The organism is Crossiella sp. CA-258035, assembly GCF_030064675.1.
GTDB lineage: Bacteria > Actinomycetota > Actinomycetes > Mycobacteriales > Pseudonocardiaceae > Crossiella.
Genome location: NZ_CP116413.1, coordinates 7,970,020 through 7,985,949 on the forward strand (window position 1 = coordinate 7,970,020; position 15,930 = coordinate 7,985,949).

General features: G+C 70.9%; 16 protein-coding genes and 1 other RNA gene. 6 read left to right on the top strand and 11 right to left on the bottom strand.

Annotated elements, in window-relative coordinates; translation table 11 throughout:
• Positions 1–36: 36 nt before the first annotated feature.
• A complete protein-coding gene (gene kstD / locus N8J89_RS35895) occupies positions 37–1,695 on the top strand; it encodes a 3-oxosteroid 1-dehydrogenase (RefSeq protein ID WP_283661383.1) in 1,659 nt (552 codons plus the stop codon).
• Here the strand turns inward: kstD and N8J89_RS35900 are convergent.
• Positions 1,692–2,282 (bottom strand): TetR/AcrR family transcriptional regulator, encoded by a 591-nt coding sequence (locus N8J89_RS35900; protein WP_283661384.1) that lies wholly within the window; start codon positions 2,280–2,282, stop codon positions 1,692–1,694. The genes kstD and N8J89_RS35900 overlap by 4 nt on opposite strands.
• A gap of 92 nt (positions 2,283–2,374) precedes the next feature.
• Here N8J89_RS35900 and N8J89_RS35905 point away from each other — a divergent pair, with 92 nt between their 5' ends.
• Complete coding sequence (locus N8J89_RS35905) at positions 2,375–3,004, top strand: NAD(P)-dependent oxidoreductase (protein WP_283661385.1); 630 nt, start codon at positions 2,375–2,377, stop codon at positions 3,002–3,004.
• 133 nt (positions 3,005–3,137) lie between these two features.
• Here N8J89_RS35905 and N8J89_RS35910 read toward each other — a convergent pair whose 3' ends face one another.
• On the bottom strand, positions 3,138–3,722 hold the full coding sequence (locus N8J89_RS35910; RefSeq protein ID WP_283661386.1) for a TIGR03086 family metal-binding protein: 585 nt from the start codon (positions 3,720–3,722) through the stop codon (positions 3,138–3,140).
• Positions 3,723–3,783: 61 nt separating this feature from the next.
• Here N8J89_RS35910 and N8J89_RS35915 point away from each other — a divergent pair, with 61 nt between their 5' ends.
• Positions 3,784–4,521, top strand: coding sequence for a helix-turn-helix domain-containing protein (locus N8J89_RS35915; RefSeq protein WP_283661387.1), 738 nt, complete (start codon positions 3,784–3,786; stop codon positions 4,519–4,521).
• A gap of 695 nt (positions 4,522–5,216) precedes the next feature.
• Here N8J89_RS35915 and ssrA read toward each other — a convergent pair.
• Positions 5,217–5,588, bottom strand: a transfer-messenger RNA (tmRNA) gene (ssrA, locus tag N8J89_RS35920).
• Positions 5,589–5,735: 147 nt separating this feature from the next.
• Here ssrA and N8J89_RS35925 point away from each other — a divergent pair.
• A complete protein-coding gene (locus N8J89_RS35925) occupies positions 5,736–7,004 on the top strand; it encodes a sensor histidine kinase (protein ID WP_283661388.1) in 1,269 nt (422 codons plus the stop codon).
• Entirely contained in the window at positions 6,992–7,633 is a 642-nt protein-coding gene (locus N8J89_RS35930; protein WP_283661389.1) for a response regulator transcription factor, read from the top strand. The genes N8J89_RS35925 and N8J89_RS35930 overlap by 13 nt, the downstream gene beginning before the upstream one ends.
• Here N8J89_RS35930 and N8J89_RS35935 read toward each other — a convergent pair.
• The gene (locus N8J89_RS35935; protein WP_283661390.1) at positions 7,619–8,230 is read right to left on the bottom strand and encodes a TetR/AcrR family transcriptional regulator; all 612 of its coding nucleotides are present in this window, start codon (positions 8,228–8,230) and stop codon (positions 7,619–7,621) included. The two genes, N8J89_RS35930 and N8J89_RS35935, sit on opposite strands and share 15 nt — an antisense overlap.
• A 91-nt stretch (positions 8,231–8,321) precedes the next feature.
• On the opposite strand from N8J89_RS35935, the gene N8J89_RS35940 reads away from it, so the two are divergent.
• Entirely contained in the window at positions 8,322–9,068 is a 747-nt protein-coding gene (locus N8J89_RS35940) for an SDR family NAD(P)-dependent oxidoreductase (RefSeq protein WP_283661391.1), read from the top strand.
• Between the two features lies 1 nt (position 9,069).
• Here N8J89_RS35940 and N8J89_RS35945 read toward each other — a convergent pair whose 3' ends face one another.
• From N8J89_RS35945 to N8J89_RS35975, 7 genes are all read right to left on the bottom strand, one after another.
• Positions 9,070–9,957: an amidohydrolase family protein gene (locus N8J89_RS35945; RefSeq protein WP_283661392.1), complete on the bottom strand. Its 888-nt coding sequence runs from the start codon at positions 9,955–9,957 to the stop codon at positions 9,070–9,072.
• Positions 9,954–10,430 carry an SsrA-binding protein SmpB gene (smpB, locus tag N8J89_RS35950; protein WP_252482218.1) on the bottom strand — a complete coding sequence of 159 codons (477 nt, stop codon included), beginning with the start codon at positions 10,428–10,430 and terminating at the stop codon, positions 9,954–9,956. The genes N8J89_RS35945 and smpB overlap by 4 nt, the downstream gene beginning before the upstream one ends.
• 194 nt (positions 10,431–10,624) lie before the next feature.
• Positions 10,625–11,527: a permease-like cell division protein FtsX gene (ftsX, locus tag N8J89_RS35955; protein WP_252482219.1), complete on the bottom strand. Its 903-nt coding sequence runs from the start codon at positions 11,525–11,527 to the stop codon at positions 10,625–10,627.
• Positions 11,528–11,577: 50 nt separating this feature from the next.
• A complete protein-coding gene (gene ftsE, locus N8J89_RS35960; RefSeq protein ID WP_252482220.1) occupies positions 11,578–12,267 on the bottom strand; it encodes a cell division ATP-binding protein FtsE in 690 nt (229 codons plus the stop codon).
• Positions 12,268–12,540: 273 nt separating this feature from the next.
• Positions 12,541–13,644, bottom strand: coding sequence for a peptide chain release factor 2 (gene prfB / locus N8J89_RS35965; protein ID WP_349497424.1), 1,104 nt, complete (start codon positions 13,642–13,644; stop codon positions 12,541–12,543).
• Between the two features lie 23 nt (positions 13,645–13,667).
• Positions 13,668–14,168, bottom strand: coding sequence for a PadR family transcriptional regulator (locus N8J89_RS35970; RefSeq protein WP_283661394.1), 501 nt, complete (start codon positions 14,166–14,168; stop codon positions 13,668–13,670).
• A 97-nt stretch (positions 14,169–14,265) separates the two neighbouring features.
• Positions 14,266–15,867 carry a thiamine pyrophosphate-binding protein gene (locus N8J89_RS35975; protein ID WP_283661395.1) on the bottom strand — a complete coding sequence of 534 codons (1,602 nt, stop codon included), beginning with the start codon at positions 15,865–15,867 and terminating at the stop codon, positions 14,266–14,268.
• Positions 15,868–15,930 lie beyond the last annotated feature (63 nt).

Here is a 15,930-nt window from a genome sequence, read left to right on the forward strand (position 1 = left end):
GTTTCACATTGGCTCCCGACCCTCTGGAGGGCGGCGATGGCGACAGCGGAGTTCGACGTGGTGGTGGTCGGGGCCGGGGCCGCGGGGATGACCGCGGCCCTGACCGCGGCCAAGCGCGGCCTGCGGGCCGTGGTGCTGGAGAAGGCGGCGGTCTTCGGCGGCTCGATGGCCCGCTCCGGCGCGGCGATCTGGATCCCCAACAACGAGGTGCTGCTCGCCGCGGGCGTGCCGGACACCCCGGAGAAGGCGGCCGCCTACCTGGCCCGGGTGGTCGGCGACATCCCGGTGGCCCGCCAGCGCGCCTACCTGGCCAATGGCCCGGCGATGCTGTCCTTCCTGCAGCGCAACAGCCCGCTGAAGTTCACCTGGATGGAGGGCTATTCCGACTACTACCCCGAGTTCCCCGGCGGCATCGCGGCCGGCCGCTCGATCGAGCCGCAGATGATCGACGGCCGGATCCTCGGCGCGGAGCTGGCCAACCTCAATCCGCCTTATATGCCAACGCCACCGGCCACCGTGGTCTACGGCGTGGACTACAAGTGGCTCACCCTCATCGCCCGGCACCCGCGCGGGGTGGCCACCGCCAGCGCGACGGTCGCCCGCGGCATCGCGGCCGGGCTGGCCGGACAGAAACCGCTCACCATGGGCGGCGCGCTGGCCGGCGGACTGCGCGCGGGGCTGATGAACGCCGGCGTCCCGGTCTGGCTGAACACGCCGCTGCTGGACCTGCACGTGGAGAACGGACGCGTCATCGGCGTTGTGGCGCAACGCAACGGCGCGCAGGTCCTGGTGAAGGCGCGGCGCGGGGTGATCGTCGGCTCCGGCGGGTTCGAGCACAACGAGCGGATGCGCAAGGAGTTCCAGGAGGAGCCGATCGGCACCTCCTGGTCGGTGGGCGCCAAGGCCAACACCGGGGCCGGAATCGAGGCGGGCCAACGGATCGGCGCCGCGATGGACCTGCTCGACGACGCCTGGTGGGGCCCGGCGATCCCGCTGCCGGAGGGCCCGTACTTCTGCCTGTCCGAACGCACCCTGCCCGGCTGCATCCTGGTCAACGGCGCGGGCAAGCGGTTCGTCAACGAGGCCGCGCCCTACAGCGACGTGGTGCACGTGATGTACGAGAAGGACGAACCAGGCGCCTCGCACATCCCGGCCTGGCTGATCAGCGACCAGCAGTACCGCAACCGCTACCTGTTCAAGGACATCCCGCCGCTGCTGCCGCTGCCGCAGGCCTGGTTCGACAGCGGCGCGATGGCCAAGGCGGACAGCATCGAGTCGCTGGCCGCCCGGATCGGCATCCAGCCGGTGCTGCTGCGCGAGACCGTCAACCGCTTCAACGGTTTCGCCCGCGCCGGCCGCGACCTGGACTTCAAGCGCGGGGACAGCGCCTACGACCACTACTACGCCGACCCGACCAACACCCCCAACGCCTGCCTGGCCCCGATCGAGCAAGGCCCGTTCTACGCGATGAAGATCGTGCCGGGCGACCTGGGCACCAAGGGCGGCATGCGCACCGACGCCCGCGCCAGGGTGCTGCGCCCGGACGGCTCGGTGATCCCCGGCCTGTGGGCCTCCGGCAACTGCACCGGCGCGGTCATGGGCCGCAGCTACGCGGGCGCGGGCTCCACCCTCGGCCCGGCGATGACCTTCGGCTACGTGGCCGCCAACGACCTCGCCGACACCCCGGCCCGCTAGCGGCCCGGCGCCAGACCGGCCAGCAGGGCGGCCACCAGCCGCTCGGCCACCTCCTCCAGCGACTCCGCCCCCGCGCGGAAGTGACTCAGGAACGCGTGCTGCACACACGCGCCGGTGAGCAGCTCGGCCGCCGACACCGGATCGGCGGCCGGGCTCACCCGTCCGGCCCGCTGCTCCGCGGCCAGGAACCCGGCCACCGCCTGGCTGACGTACTGTGGCCCGCTGCCCTGCTCGCGCAGCACGGCCCGGTGCGCGGCGAAGAGCTCCGGCTCGGCGAACAGCGAGGCCGCCATCGGGAAGGACTCGCCGAAGAACACCAGCATCGCCCTGGCCAGCTCGACCAGCGTGCCGCGCAGGTCGCCCACCCCGACCCACTCGTCCAGCCCCCGCAACCGGAGGATCAGCTCGCCGGGCACCCGCTCCCCGAGCACCGCCAGGAACAGCTCGGTCTTGCCCGAGAAGTGCTTGTACAGCGCGGCCTCGGACAGCTCGGCCGCCTTGGCGATCTCCTTGGTGGTGGCCCGCGCCAGCCCCTTGGTGCGCAACACCTCCGCCGCCGCGTCCAGGATCCGGTCCCGAGTACTCACACGCCCTCCGATCGCCGCCGACGGTTGACAGGTTAGTGAACACTCACCCACCATGGTGGTTAGTGAGCACTCACTAACCACTGGAGGGCACCATGAAGATCACCGTTCTCGGCGCGTCCGGCCGCACCGGAGCCCGCGTCGTCCAGCAGGCATGCACCGCCGACCACCAGGTCACCGCCGTGGTCAGGGACCCGGCGAAGCTCCAGTTCCGCCACCGCAACCTGGTAACCGTGCGCGCCGACGTCCTCGACCCGGCCGCTCTCACCCCACACCTCGCCGGCCAGGACGCGGTCGTCTCCGCCCTCGGCGCGAACAACCTCAAACCCACCACGATCTGCACCGACAGCGCGCACGCCATCCTGCGCGCGATGACCGCCGAGGGCACCCGCCGCCTGCTCGTGGTCAGCACCGCGGGCGCCATCGACGAGGGCGACGGCCCAGTCCTGCGCTACCTGCTGAAGCCGGTGCTCAGCCGCGTCTTCCGGCACCCGTGGGGCGACATGATCCGGATGGAGGAGCTGGTCATGGCCAGCGACACCGACTGGACCATCATCCGCCCACCCCGGCTGACCAACGCCCCGCACACCGGCGTCTACCGCACCGCCACCGGCGCCAACCTCCCCGGCGGCGGCAGCATCCCCCGCGCCGACCTGGCCGACGCCATCCTGCGCGCCCTCGGCAACCCGGCCGCCGTCCACACCGCGCTGAGCGTCGCGACATGAGAAAACTCCTGCGGCGCACCACGATCGCCCGCCCCGCACTTCAACGCAGGCAGGACGTCCTGTCCCCTGGAAACCTTCCGCGCCAACCTGGCCCAGATCCCCGCCAGCGCGGGCGAGGTGGTCACCACCCTGGTCACGACCCGGCTGTCCACCCCGGATCCCGCCCGGTGAGCCCCAGCACCCGCTCCCACACCGAAGCCGACTCCGGCACCGCCACCTCCGGCCCGTAAACCCCCATGTCCCGCCCCTGCTGCGCGCTGACCACCACCTGCCCGTGCACGAACTCGACCAGCCCCGCGTCGAGCTCCACGTCCTGCCCACTGGCCCGCGCCAGGTCCCACGCGTGCACCGCGAGCTCGGTCACCACCATCCCGCCGACCACCTCAGCGGGCAGCTGGTTCTCCCCACCCATCCACGTCATGCCCACCCAAGCCTCATCCCGCCCCCAGGCCGCGACAGTCCGCGAAACCTGCCCCTCCACCGCGCCGGCCCATTCCTCCCCCACCAGATCAACCGCACCCTCATCCGCCCCGGGCGGCGGCACCGACTCCTTCCACCCGGCCCCCGCCAACGAAGGCCCCCAGAACAACAGGTGGTTCAGCAACCGCCGCACATCGAACTCCGCACAAGGCGTAGCCGCCCCCAGCGACGCGGCGGTCAGATTCCGCACAACCCCAACCAACGGCGCCTCAACCAGCGCCACGTACTCAGCAGACATGCCCCCAACCTAGGCACGCCACCACCCCGCGTATTGAACAAACGCGACATAGGATCCCCGCGTGCCCCGGGACCCCCGCGAACTGGCAGGCGCCTGGCAGCAGTACCAGCGCCACACCTACGCCGCCCCGTCCCCCGACCTGGCGCCCTACGTCGAGCGCTACTGGTCAGCCGCCTGGTCCTACCCCACCCCGTACGAGCAGAAGATCGTCCCGTACCCCCACGTCCACCTGACCTTCCAGGCCGGCGCGGTCACCCTCAACGGCATCCGCACCGGCTACCACCTCAGACGCCTGGCAGGCACCGACGAGGTCTTCGGCGTCCAGTTCCGCCCCGGCTGCTTCCGCCCCTTCCTCAACGCCCCGGTCAGCACCATCACCAACAAATCCCTGGACGCCACAACCCTTTTCGGCCCACCCCCACCCCTGACCACCGAGGCGGTCGAAACCTACCTACGCCCCCACCTGCCACCCCCAGACCCTCGAACCGAGGAAGCCGCGGCCGTAGTCCACACCATCGCCACCACCCCCACCCTCACCAAGGTGGAAGACCTTGCCCAGCACCACAGAACCACGGTCCGCCAACTCCAGCGCCTGTTCCACGACTACGTCGGCGCCACCCCCAAGTGGGTGATCCGCCGCTACCGCCTGCACGAGGTAACCCAGCGCCTGGCCAACCACGACCCCATCAACTGGTCAACCCTGGCAGCCGACCTCGGCTACGCCGACCAACCCCACCTGACCCGAGACTTCAAGTCCATCTTCGGCGAAACCCCCACCGCCTACGCCGCCCGCTACTAGCCCTCGATCCCGTTGCGCCGCAACAAAACCGCCGCAACCCCCACCCCGTCAACCAACGTCCCACTGAACGACCCGTCATCACGACGACGCACCCCACAAGACGGACTCCGCTCCTGCAACACCGCCCGCGAGGCCCCCACCACCCGCGCCCGCCCAGCCAGCACGTCATTCCCATCCCCACCCACGATCTCCGCAGGCCGCCGAGGCGTGCCAAGCCCACCCAACATCTCAGGACAAGCAGGCACCGCCCGCCCCCCGTCCACCAGGGCGATCACCTCCGGATCCCCTTGTCCCGCAGGCACAGAGGCACCACGCGACGAGCCGAAAGGCAACGGCGGGCGAGACGAGGCGAGAGGGCGCGGACAGAGCAGCGCCGGGCGAAGCGGCGCGAGGCGAAGGAAGGCGAGACGGCGCGGGACGACGCGGGCCGGGCCGGACCAAGAGCGCGCGGGGCGGCGCGACGAAGCGGCACGGGGCGAGGCGAGGCTGGTCAGCTCGGGGCGGCGCGCGGCGAAGCGGGACAGGCCAAAGCGCCGGAAGCAGCAGCGGCAGCAAGCACCCAACGCAACCCGCACCGGCGATGGGGGTCCGGGGGCAAGCCCCCGGCTGGGGGTCCGGGGATTCGCCCCCCGGTGAGATGACGAAGGCCGAGCCCAGGCTCGCGCTTTCTGCGAGCATGGACTCGGCCTTCGGCCGAGTGGAGGTGCCGGGAATCGAACCCGGGTCCTCTGTCGCTTTGCCAGGACTTCTCCGTGCGCAGTCTGCTGTGTCTCTACTCGGCCCTGTTGATCACGCAGACAAGTCCAACATGACGGGCCCAGTCACTGTGGGCTTCCCCGTTGCTCCCCGTGACCGGGAACGCGGGTAAGTCTCCTAGCTGATGCCGGGCACCGGGTCGGAGACGCACCCGGGCCGACAGCGTTGCTCTTACCGTCAGGCGGCGAGAGCGAACGCGCGCTGATTGTTGTCGGCGCTTGATTTTTTTGCAGCGACGCTTGCGGTGGTCATCTGCCTGCACCGGCACGCTTCCCCTGACTCAACGTCCAGAGTCGAAACCGTTCACCCCCGTGGGTTGTGGATCTGCTTCCACCAAGGATAACGCTTCGGGGGCCGCTGGTCATTCCGGTTCCCCCGCGGAGGTGGGGACAGCCCTACCACCAGGTGACAGGGCTCCTCCATGGTCGGCCGGACCGGCATGCCGCAGGCTTTGCGGTATGACGGAGACCACCGCCCTGCGCCGAGTCGGCGACAGCGTGAAGAGCGCCGCCCGCTCCGCGCTCTACCTGCTGTCCGGGTTCCCGCTGAGCCTGTTCTGGTTCGTGCTGTTCGTGACCCTGCTGGCGGTCAGCGCGGGCACCGCGATCATCTGGGTGGGTGTCTTCCTGTTCATCGCCACCCTCTTCCTCGCCCGCGGCGCGGCCAGCCTGGAGCGGATCTGGCTGGGCATCGTCATGGGCCACGCGGTGCCCCAGCCTTACCGCAGGCTGCCGGAGGGCGGTCCGCTGACCAAGCTCAAGCGACTGGTGACCGACCCCGCCACCTGGCGTGACCTGGCCTTCCTGGTGGTCCTGTTCCCGGTGCGGCTGTTCGGCTTCGTGTTCGGGCTGGTGCTGACCGTGCTGCCGCTGCCCTTCCTCAGCGCGCCGTTCTGGTACTGGACGGTGCCCGGCGGCATCCAGATGAACCTGGCCTTCAACTGGACCATCGACACCCTGTGGGAGTCCCTGCTGACGGTGCCCATCGGCGCGCTGCTGGCCGTGCCCTGCCTGGCCGGCCTGCGCGGCCTCGGCTGGGTCTACGGCCAGCTGGCCGCGGCTCTGCTGCGGCCCAGCTCGGTGCAGGCGCTGGCCACCGAGGCGACCGAGCTGCGGGCCAGCCGGGCCCGTGGGGTGGACGCGGCCGAGGCCGAGCGCAGGCGGATCGAGCGGGACCTGCACGACGGGGCCCAGCAGCGCCTGGTCTCGGTGGCCATGGAGCTCGGCCGCGCCAAGGCCAAGCTGGACACCGACCCGGAGGCCGCGCGGGTGCTCATCGACGGCGCGCACTCCGAGGCCAAGCAGGCCATCGCCGAGCTGCGTGACCTGGCCCGCGGCATCTATCCCGCCGTGCTCGGCGACCGCGGCCTGGACGCCGCGCTCTCCGCGCTGGCCGGTCGCTGCCCGGTGCCGGTGCACGTCTCGGTGGAGCTGCCGCAGCGGCCGCCGACCGTGGTGGAGAGCACCGCGTACTACATCGTGGCGGAGTCGCTGACCAACGTGGCCAAGCACGCGAAGGCGGTCACGGTCGCGGTGACCGTGCAGCGGCACGGGGACCGGGTGCTGGTGGAGGTCTACGACGACGGCAAGGGCGGCGCCACGCCGCAACCGGGGGGTGGGTTGGCCGGACTGGCGGACCGGGCTGCCACCATCGACGGTGTGCTGACCGTGGACAGTCCCGTGGGCGGGCCGACCAAGATCCGGGCGGAGCTGCCGTGCGCGTGGTGATCACCGAGGACTCGGTGCTGCTGCGGGCGGGCATCGAGCGGCTGCTGGCCGATGACGACATCCACACCGTGGCCAGCACCGGGGACGGGGCGGACCTGCTGGACCTGGTGACCGAGCACAAGCCGGACCTGGCCGTGGTGGACGTGCGGATGCCGCCGACCTTCACCGACGAGGGCCTGCGCGCGGCGCTGGCGGTCCGGGAGCACTACCCCGGCTTCCCGGTGCTGGTGCTCTCCCAGTACGTGGAGGAGCGCTACGCGGTGGAACTGATCGGCGGCGGCGCGGCCGGGGTGGGCTACCTGCTCAAGGAGCGGGTGGCCGACGTGGCCGAGTTCGTGGACGCGGTCCGCCGGGTCGCCGCGGGCGGCACCAGCATCGACCCGGACGTGATCGCCCAGCTGCTCGGCCGCCGCCGCGATCCGCTGGAGCAGCTCACCCCGCGCGAGCGCGAGGTGCTGACGCTGATGGCCGAGGGCCATTCCAACCTGGCCATCGCCAAGACGCTGCGGGTCTCCGACGGCGCGGTGGAGAAGCACATCGGCAACATCTTCGCCAAGCTCACCCTCGAACCCACGCCCGACGAGCACCGCAGGGTCCGCGCGGTGCTGACCTACCTAGGCCACCACTGACCAGCTCCGCAACGCCGCCAGCGCGCCGTCCAGCGCGGCCGCCAGCGGCTCGTGCGAGCGCATGCCCTGGCTGAGCAGCTTCCCGCCCTGCAACGCCGCGAGCAGCACCAGCGACAGCCGCTCGGGGTCGGCCTCGGCCCGCAGCAGCCCGTTGTCCCGCATCCGCACCAGCCCGGCCAGCAGGTAGCCGCGCCAGCGCTCCAGGTGCCCGGTCAGCTCGGCGGCCAGCGCCTCGTCGTTGCCCGCGACCTCGGCGGCCAGCGCGCCGACCGGGCAGCCGTAGTGCGGCTGCCCGGCGTAGTGCGCGAGCACCGCCTCCCGCCAGCCCTCCCAGGCCGCCCAGCTGTCCAGGGTGTCCAGCCAGGGCCGCTGGGCCTCGATGAACCGGCCGCTCTGGAAGGCCGCGATCGCGCCGACCAGGTCGCTCTTGCCGCCGGGGAAGTAGTGGAAGAGCTGGCTCTTGCTGGTGCCGGTGCGCTCCCGGATGTCGTCCAGGCTGGTGCCGCCGACGCCGTGCGCGAGCAGCAGGTCGGCCGCGGCCTCGACGATCCGGGCCCGCGTGGCCGCCCCGCGCGCGGTGAGGTTTGCCGAGGTCATGCGCCTGATCCTACCCGCTCTGGACTAGTCGGTCCACTTCTGTGCTAGCTTCTGGACTATACGGTCCACTCAGCTCGGAAGGATCACTCCCATGCGCTTGGCGAACAAGACCGCCCTGGTCACCGGCTCCACCAGCAACCTCGGCCGGGCCATCGCGCTGGCCCTCGCGGCCGAGGGCGCGCACGTCCTGGTCACCGGCCGCAACGCCGAACGCGGCGCGGCCGTGGTGGCCGAGATCGAGGCCGCGGGCGGTCGCGCGGACTTCCTGGCCGCCGACCTCAGCGGCTCGCCGGAAGCCGCCCGGGAGCTCGCCGCCGCGGCCACCTCGCTGCTCGGCCGGATCGACATCCTGGTCAACAACGCGGGCGCGATCGGCGGCTCCAGCACCGCCGAGACCACTGAGCCGCGCTTCGACGAGGTCTTCGGCGTGAACGTGAAAGCCCCGTTCTTCCTCACCGCAGCCATCGCACCGGCCATGGCGGCCCAGGGTGGCGGCGTGATCGTCAACCTCGGCTCCTGGGTCGCTCGCCTCGGCATCCCGATCGGCGCGGCCTACGCCGCCTCCAAGGCCGCGCTGGAGTCCATGACCCGCTCCTGGTCCGCGGAGTTCGGCCCGGCCGGGGTGCGGGTCAACGCGATCTCCCCCGGCGTGGTGCACACCGCGGCCGACCACCCGGCCGTGGGCATGATGAAGGGCACCCCGTACGGGACCATCGGCGCGCCGGAGTCCATCGCAAAGGCCGCGGTCTACCTGGCCAGCGCGGACGCGGAGTTCATCCACGGCGCGGTGCTGGACGTGGACGGCGGCCGGACCGGCGTGGCGGTGATCGCGGCCTGAGTCAGCGGCCGAGCAGCCGGGCCGGGGTGTCGTGCAGCACCGCGCGCAGGAACTCCGGCCCCAGGTCCTGCGCCCAGCCCGCGATCGCCCGCAGCTGCTCGCTGTACTCGTACGGAATATTCGGGTAGTCGGTGCCCAGCGCCACCCGGTCGCCGAACTCGGCCAGCCGCGCGGTCCAGTCCGCGGGCAGCGGCGCGTTCCGCTCGGTGAAGGCCACCCCGACCATGGTGGTGTCCAGGTGCACCCTCGGGTAGCGGCGCACCAGTTCCAGCGCGGCCAGGTAGTCCGGGGTGCCCGCGTGCGCGAGCACCGCGGTCAGCCGGGGATGGCGGCGCAGCACCGTCTCGAAGACGTCCAGCCCGGTGTGCCTGCCGGGCAGCGGCCCGTGTCCACAGTGGATGACCACCGGCACGCCGGACTCGGCGACCAGGCCCCACACCTTGTCCAGCAACGGATCCGCCGGGTCGTAGTCGCCGACCTGCACGTGCGCCTTCAGGCAGCGCACGCCGCGCTCCAGCGCGCGGGCCAGGTAGGCGTCCGCGCCGGGCTCGGGGTAGAAGGTGGCGGTGGGCACCGCGTCCGGCTCCCGCTCGGCGAACTCGGCGGCCCAGTCGTTGAGCCACTCGGCCATGGCCGGCTTGTGCGGGTAGAGCAGCGGCGCGAACCCGATCACGCCGAAGCCGCGCAGCACCGCCAGCCTGGTCGGCTCGTCGAAGCGGTAGCGCACCGGCCAGTCCACGCCGTAGTGCTCGCTGGCCGCGTCGAAGTAGGCCCAGACCTTCGCCAGCACCCGCTCCGGCATGAAGTGCACGTGGATGTCGATGAGTCCGGGCAGACCGAGCCCGCGCACCCAGTCGCGGATCTCCCCGTCGCTGCCCGGCCCGGTCACCACTTGCCCTTGCGGATGCGCCCGGCGACCTTGGCCACCTCGCGCTCGGCGTCCCGCTTGGCCAGGTCGTGCCGCTTGTCGTAGGACTTCTTGCCGCGGGCCAGGGCCAGCTCGATCTTGACCTTGCCGTCGTTGAAGTACATCGACAGCGGCACCAGGCTCAGCCCGCTCTCCTTGAGCTTGCCGATCAGGCGCTCGATCTCCCTGCGGTGCAGCAGCAGTTTCCGGTTGCGCCGGGGCGTGTGGTTGGTCCAGGTGCCCTGGAAGTACTCCGGGATGTGCACGTTCCGCAGCCACACCTCACCGTCATCCACGGTCGCGAACGCGTCGACCAGCGAGGCGCGGCCGAGACGGAGGCTCTTGACCTCCGTGCCGACCAGCACCACGCCGGCCTCGTAGGTGTCGACGATCGCGTAGTCGTGCCGAGCCTTGCGGTTCGACGCGATCACCTTGCGACCGGTTTCTTTGGGCATGGAGAAGACCTTACGTGCGGGGGCTAGGCCGCGTCTGGCGGATTTCGCCCGCGATCGCCGGGCCCAGCCCGTCCCTGACAGTGCCGCCGAACCGACCAAGTACGCCCAGTACGAGATCGGTCCGGCGGCACTGTCAGGAACGACCTGGACTCCGGCGCTCGCGCACGAAATCCGCCAGACACGGCCTATCCAGTTTACTGCCGCACGTACAGCCGCAGCGTGACGTAGCCGGTGACCGCCGAGATCACCACGCCGACCAGGAACAGCCACGGCGAGACGAACAGCACATCGCCCATGCTGATCGCCGGGATCACGCCGTTGCGCACCGGCTCGGCCAGCACGCTGTCCACGATGGTCGACTTGATGATGGCCAGGCCGCTGACCGCGAGGATGGCGCCGATCACGCCCGCCACCACGGCCTCGATGAGGAAGGGCAGTTGGGTGTACCACCGGGTCGCGCCGACCAGGCGCATGATGCCGACCTCCGTGCGTCTGGTGAACGCGGACACCTGGATGGTGTTGGAGATCAGCAGCAACGCGGCCAAGGCTTGCACCAGCGCGATGAAGAAGGTCGCGTTGCGCAGGCCGTTGAACACGTTGAACAGCTGGTCGATCAGCGCCCGCTGATCGTTGATCTTCGAGACGCCCGGTTTGTTGGCGTACTCCTTGGCCAGCGCCTCGAACCGGGTCGGGTCCTTGAGCTTGACCCGGAAGGAGGCGGGCAGCGACTCGGGACGGACGATCTCCACCAGGTCGCGGTTGGTCGCGTAGATCTCCTTGAACCGCTGGTAGGCCTTGTCGCGGCTCTCGTAGGTCACGGTGTCCACGAGCGGGCTCTCGGACAGGCTCTTGCGCAGGGCAGAGCAGATGTCCTGGGCGCAGTCCTTGTCATTGGCGCTGAGATCGCCAGAAAGGGTCACGCCGACCTGGAGCTTGTCGTAGTACTGGTTCTGCACCTTGTCGATGAGCCGCACGATCAGCAGGCCACCACCGAGCAGGCCGAGGGAGATCGCCGTCGTCAGGATCATCGCGATCGTCATCGTGATGTTCCGGCGCAGGCCGGTGATGACTTCGCTGAACACAAAACTGGCGCGCATCGGGCTTCGGCGTTCCTTGGGTAGTCGGGGAGGAGGAGACGGGACCGGAACTACCGGCCGACGCCGTAGACCCCTCGGGCGTCGTCGCGGATGACCTTGCCGAGGTGCAGCTCCACCACCCGGCGGCGCATGGCGTCGACGATCGAGTGGTCGTGCGTCGCCATCAGCACGGTGGTGCCGGTGCGGTTGATCCGCTCCAGGAGCAGCATGATGTCCTGGCTGGTGTCGGGGTCCAGGTTGCCCGTTGGCTCGTCGGCCAGCAGCAGCAGGGGCCGGTTCACGAACGCTCGCGCGATCGCGACCCGCTGCTGCTCACCACCGGAGAGCTCGTTGGGCAGCCGGTCCGCCTTGCCGTCCAGACCGACCAGTTCCAGCACCTCGGGCACCACCTTGCGGATGGTGTGCCGCGGCTTGCCGATGACCTCCAGCGCGAACGCCACGTTCTCCGCGACGGTCTTGTTCACCAGCAGCCGGAAGTCCTGGAACACACAGCCGATGCGCTGGCGGAGCCTGGGCACACGGCGCCGCGACAGCTTGCCGACGTTGTAGTCGGCCACGTGCACGGTGCCCTTGCTCGGGGTCTCCTCCCGCAGCAGCAAGCGCAGGAACGTCGACTTGCCGGAGCCGGACGGTCCGATGAGGAAGACGAACTCGCCCTTGTCCACGTGCACCGACACATCGTCGAGCGCGGGACGGGTCGAGGTCTTGTATGCCTTGGACACGTGTTCGAGCCGAATCACGACGCCGGAGTCTACTCATGCGACGTGTGAGTGCTGTGCGACGCAAGCCCGCAAGCGGGTATTCGGTCGGTTACATGGGGTGAACGGCACTCCGACCACCCCTTTTCCGCCCGCGTGTTGGCCGAATTCGTACGGTGTGTTGGCCGGAATACACGGAGGGTCAACACAAATGACCGTCAGTATCGGCCAACACACCGTACGAATTCGGCCAACACGGCGTACGACAACGGCCAACACGGCGTTCGTGTCGGCCGGTACGCGGGTGGGGGTTGGTCAGCCGGTGCGGCGCCAGCGGATGCCGGCCTCCAGGAAGCCGTCGATGTCGCCGTCGAGGACCGCCGAGGGGTTGCCCACCTCGTAGTCCGTGCGCAGGTCCTTGACCATCTGGTACGGGTGCAGCACGTAGGAGCGCATCTGGTTGCCCCAGGAGCCGCCGCCCTCGCCCTTGAGCGCGTCGATCTTGGCCTTCTCCTCCTGGCGGCGGCGCTCCAGCAGCTTGGCCTGCAACACGCCCATCGCGGTGGCCTTGTTCTGCAGCTGGCTGCGCTCGTTCTGGCAGGAGACCACGATGCCGGTCGGGATGTGCGTGATGCGCACCGCGGAGTCGGTGGTGTTCACGCCCTGGCCGCCGGGACCGGAGGAGCGGTAGACGTCGATCCGCAGGTCCTTCTCGTCGATCTCCACGTGGTCGGACTGCTCGACCACCGGCACCACCTCGACCGCGGCGAAGGAGGTCTGGCGGCGGCCCTGGTTGTCGAACGGCGAGATGCGCACCAGCCGGTGCGTGCCCTGCTCGACCGAGAGCGTGCCGTAGGCGAAGGGCGCCTTGACCCGGAAGGTGGCCGACTTGATGCCGGCCTCTTCGGCGTGTGAGACGTCGAACACGTCGGTGTTGTAGCCGTGCCGCTCGGCCCAGCGCAGGTACATCCGCATCAGCATCTCGGCGAAGTCGGCGGCGTCCACGCCACCGGCCTCCGCGCGCACCGAGACCAGCGCCTCGCGCGAGTCGTACTCGCCGGAGAGCAGGGTGCGGACCTCCAGGGAGGCGATCGCCTCGCGCAGCTCCGCCAGCTCCTTGTCGGCGTCGGCGGCCGAGGACGCGTCCTCTTCCTCCTCGGCGAGCTCGTAGAGCACGCTGAGGTCGTCGAGGCGGGAGCGCAGGTCGGTCACCCGGCGCAGCTCACCCTTCTTGTGGGAGAGCCGGCTGGTGACCTGCTGGGCGCGTTCCTGGTCGTTCCACAGGTCCGGCTGGGCGACCTGCTCGTCGAGATCGGCCACCTCGGCACGCAACTTCTCGAGGCCCATCACCGCCTCCACGCTGGCCAGGGTGGCGGAGAGGTCCTTGATGTCGGCTGCGACGTCGGGGTTCACAGCCATAGAGCGTACTGGGAAGCGGCCGCTCAGGTGACGGGGATGGCGTCCAGCAGCTTGATCACGGCCCGGGTGTGCGCCACGGCGAAGTCCGCGGCAGCCTTGGCGTAGGGGTCGGCGGCGGCCTTGGCCGCGTTGCGGGCCTCGTCCAGCTGGCTGTTGTACGCCTGCTTGGCGGTGTCCACCAGCGCCTGGCGCTGCTTGGCCGGCAACGAGCCGGCGTGCATCAGCCGCAGGATCAGCGGGCTGCGCAGGTGGTCGGGACCGGGCTCGGTGGCCAGCCAGGCCTTGAATGCCTTCTTGCCGGCCGCGGTGATGAGGTACTGCTGGCTCGAGCGCGGCCCCTGCTTGCCGAGCTTGAGCAAGCCGTTGTCGGCCAGCGCCGGCAGTTCCCGGTAGACCTGGCTGCGCGTGACGCTGAAGAACGCACCGAAGCGTTCCGTTGCGGCAGCAACGAGCTGGCCGCCGGTCTTGGGACCGTCGTGCAGCAGGCCGAGGAGAGCCGCGGCAGTCGCGTTCAGTTCTGACACATGTCCAACGGTGCCACGGCTTTCCCCCGCTGTCCACATTGGTCAGCCGTTCTGTCCATTGTGTATGGTCGCGCTCTGGGCCGAACGGGCCTGGTGATCACCCGAATGGCCCTCTGCGGACTGGGACCGCCGGGCGCAGGGATCTGCGGTCGTGCACCAGATGGCGCGGGCTGGGCATGGGTCCGGCAGGCACCTCCACCAGCGCGGGCTCGGCCAGGTGCACCGCCCGCGCCACCGCCGCCGTCAGCGCGTCCGGGTCGGCGGCCCTGGTGGCCTGCACGCCAAAAGCCTTGGCCAGGCTGAGGAAGTCCACGCCTGCCGGGTTCTCGTTGAACACCACGGTGACCACACCGATCCGATAGCGCTTGGCGGTGGCCAGCTCCTGCGGGTTCCACGCCGTCACCCCGTCGCCGAGCAGGGCCACCACCGGCCGGTCCGGCTGGGCCAGCTTGGCGCCGAGCGCGGTGGCGAACGCGCCGCCGAGCCCGCCGTCCTGCCCGGCGGAGAGGAAGGTCCGCGGCTCCAGCACCGGGTATGCCGAGGGCACCACACAGCCGACCGGGCCGACCTCGTCCACCAGCACGCCCTCGGCTGGGATCGCTTTGCGCAGCGCGGAAACCCAGCCCAGCTGCGGCCCGCAGGAGGTCAGCTCGCGGGCCGTCCACGCCCAGATCCGGTCCACTGTGGACACCGGCCACTGGCTGCGCGGCCGGTCCGCCAGGGCCTGCGCCAGCGCGGCCAAGCCCAGCCGGGCGTCGGCATACACCGCCACGTCCGGCTCCCTCGGCCCGCCCAGGTCGTGCTCGTCGGCGTTGAGCAGCACCAGCTTGGTGTGCGCGCCGATCCGGTTCGGCTCGCCGGTGGCGTCCAGGAAGCGGGCCCCGACCGCGAGCACCACATCGGCCGCCCGCAGCAACTGCCTGCCCGCCAGGTGGGGGAAGGCCAGCGGGTGGTCGCCGGGAATCGCTCCTGGCCCGCCGAGGCTGGTCACCACCGGCGCGCCGAGCGCCTCGGCCAGCGCGAGCAGCTCGCCGTCGGCGTCCGCGGCCTGCACACCCCAGCCCGCGTACAGCACGGGTTTGTGTGCCGCGCGCAACAACTTCGCCGCGGCCTCGATCTCGCCCTCATCCGGCCGCACCGGGAGCACGCCGTCGATGCCGGGGTCCAGCAGCCGGATGTCGGCCTCGGCGGCGAGCACGTCCGGCGGCAGCTCCAGCGCCACCGGCCGGGGCCGCCCCGAGCGCAGCGCGCGGACCGCGGTGCGCACCATGGCAGGCACCTGTTCCGGCCGCCTGGCCAGCGCGCACCGGGTGGTCAGCGCGGCCAGCACGCCGGACTGGTCGGGCAGCTCGTGCGGCAGGCCGAGTCCGGCGCCGATGAGGTGCGAGGGCACCTGCCCGGCCAGCAGCAGCACCGGCGTGGACCGGCTGTGCGCGGTGGCCAGGCCGGAGAGCGCGTCCAGCACCCCGGCGCCCGGCCCGACCAGGCACACCCCGATCCGGCCGGAGGCGCGGGCGTAGCCGTCGGCCATCCTGGCCGCGGCCTGCTCGTGCCGCGCGGCGTAGCAGCGCAGTGCCCCGCCGGTGCGCTCGATCGCCTCGGAGGCCGGCGCCAGCAGGTCGTGCGGCACCCCGGACAGCTCGCGGACCCCTTCCGCGAGCAGCTGCGCGACCAGGGCCTGGCCGCCCGTCATGCGCATACGCGGCGCCCCCTCGTGCTCGGTTCGCACCGGCAGTCTTGATCACCGAATGGAGCAACGATT

Excerpts from the sequence above, each read along its gene's own strand:
- kstD (WP_283661383.1), top strand. The coding sequence starts at position 37 with ATGGCGACAGCGGAGTTCGACGTGGTGGTGGTCGGGGCCGGGGCCGCG.
- N8J89_RS35905 (WP_283661385.1), top strand. The coding sequence starts at position 2,375 with ATGAAGATCACCGTTCTCGGCGCGTCCGGCCGCACCGGAGCCCGCGTC.
- N8J89_RS35910 (WP_283661386.1), bottom strand. The coding sequence starts at position 3,722 with ATGTCTGCTGAGTACGTGGCGCTGGTTGAGGCGCCGTTGGTTGGGGTT.
- N8J89_RS35925 (WP_283661388.1), top strand. The coding sequence starts at position 5,736 with ATGACGGAGACCACCGCCCTGCGCCGAGTCGGCGACAGCGTGAAGAGC.
- N8J89_RS35935 (WP_283661390.1), bottom strand. The coding sequence starts at position 8,230 with ATGACCTCGGCAAACCTCACCGCGCGCGGGGCGGCCACGCGGGCCCGG.
- N8J89_RS35940 (WP_283661391.1), top strand. The coding sequence starts at position 8,322 with ATGCGCTTGGCGAACAAGACCGCCCTGGTCACCGGCTCCACCAGCAAC.
- smpB (WP_252482218.1), bottom strand. The coding sequence starts at position 10,430 with ATGCCCAAAGAAACCGGTCGCAAGGTGATCGCGTCGAACCGCAAGGCT.
- ftsX (WP_252482219.1), bottom strand. The coding sequence starts at position 11,527 with ATGCGCGCCAGTTTTGTGTTCAGCGAAGTCATCACCGGCCTGCGCCGG.
- prfB (WP_349497424.1), bottom strand. The coding sequence starts at position 13,644 with ATGGCTGTGAACCCCGACGTCGCAGCCGACATCAAGGACCTCTCCGCC.
- N8J89_RS35975 (WP_283661395.1), bottom strand. The coding sequence starts at position 15,867 with ATGCGCATGACGGGCGGCCAGGCCCTGGTCGCGCAGCTGCTCGCGGAA.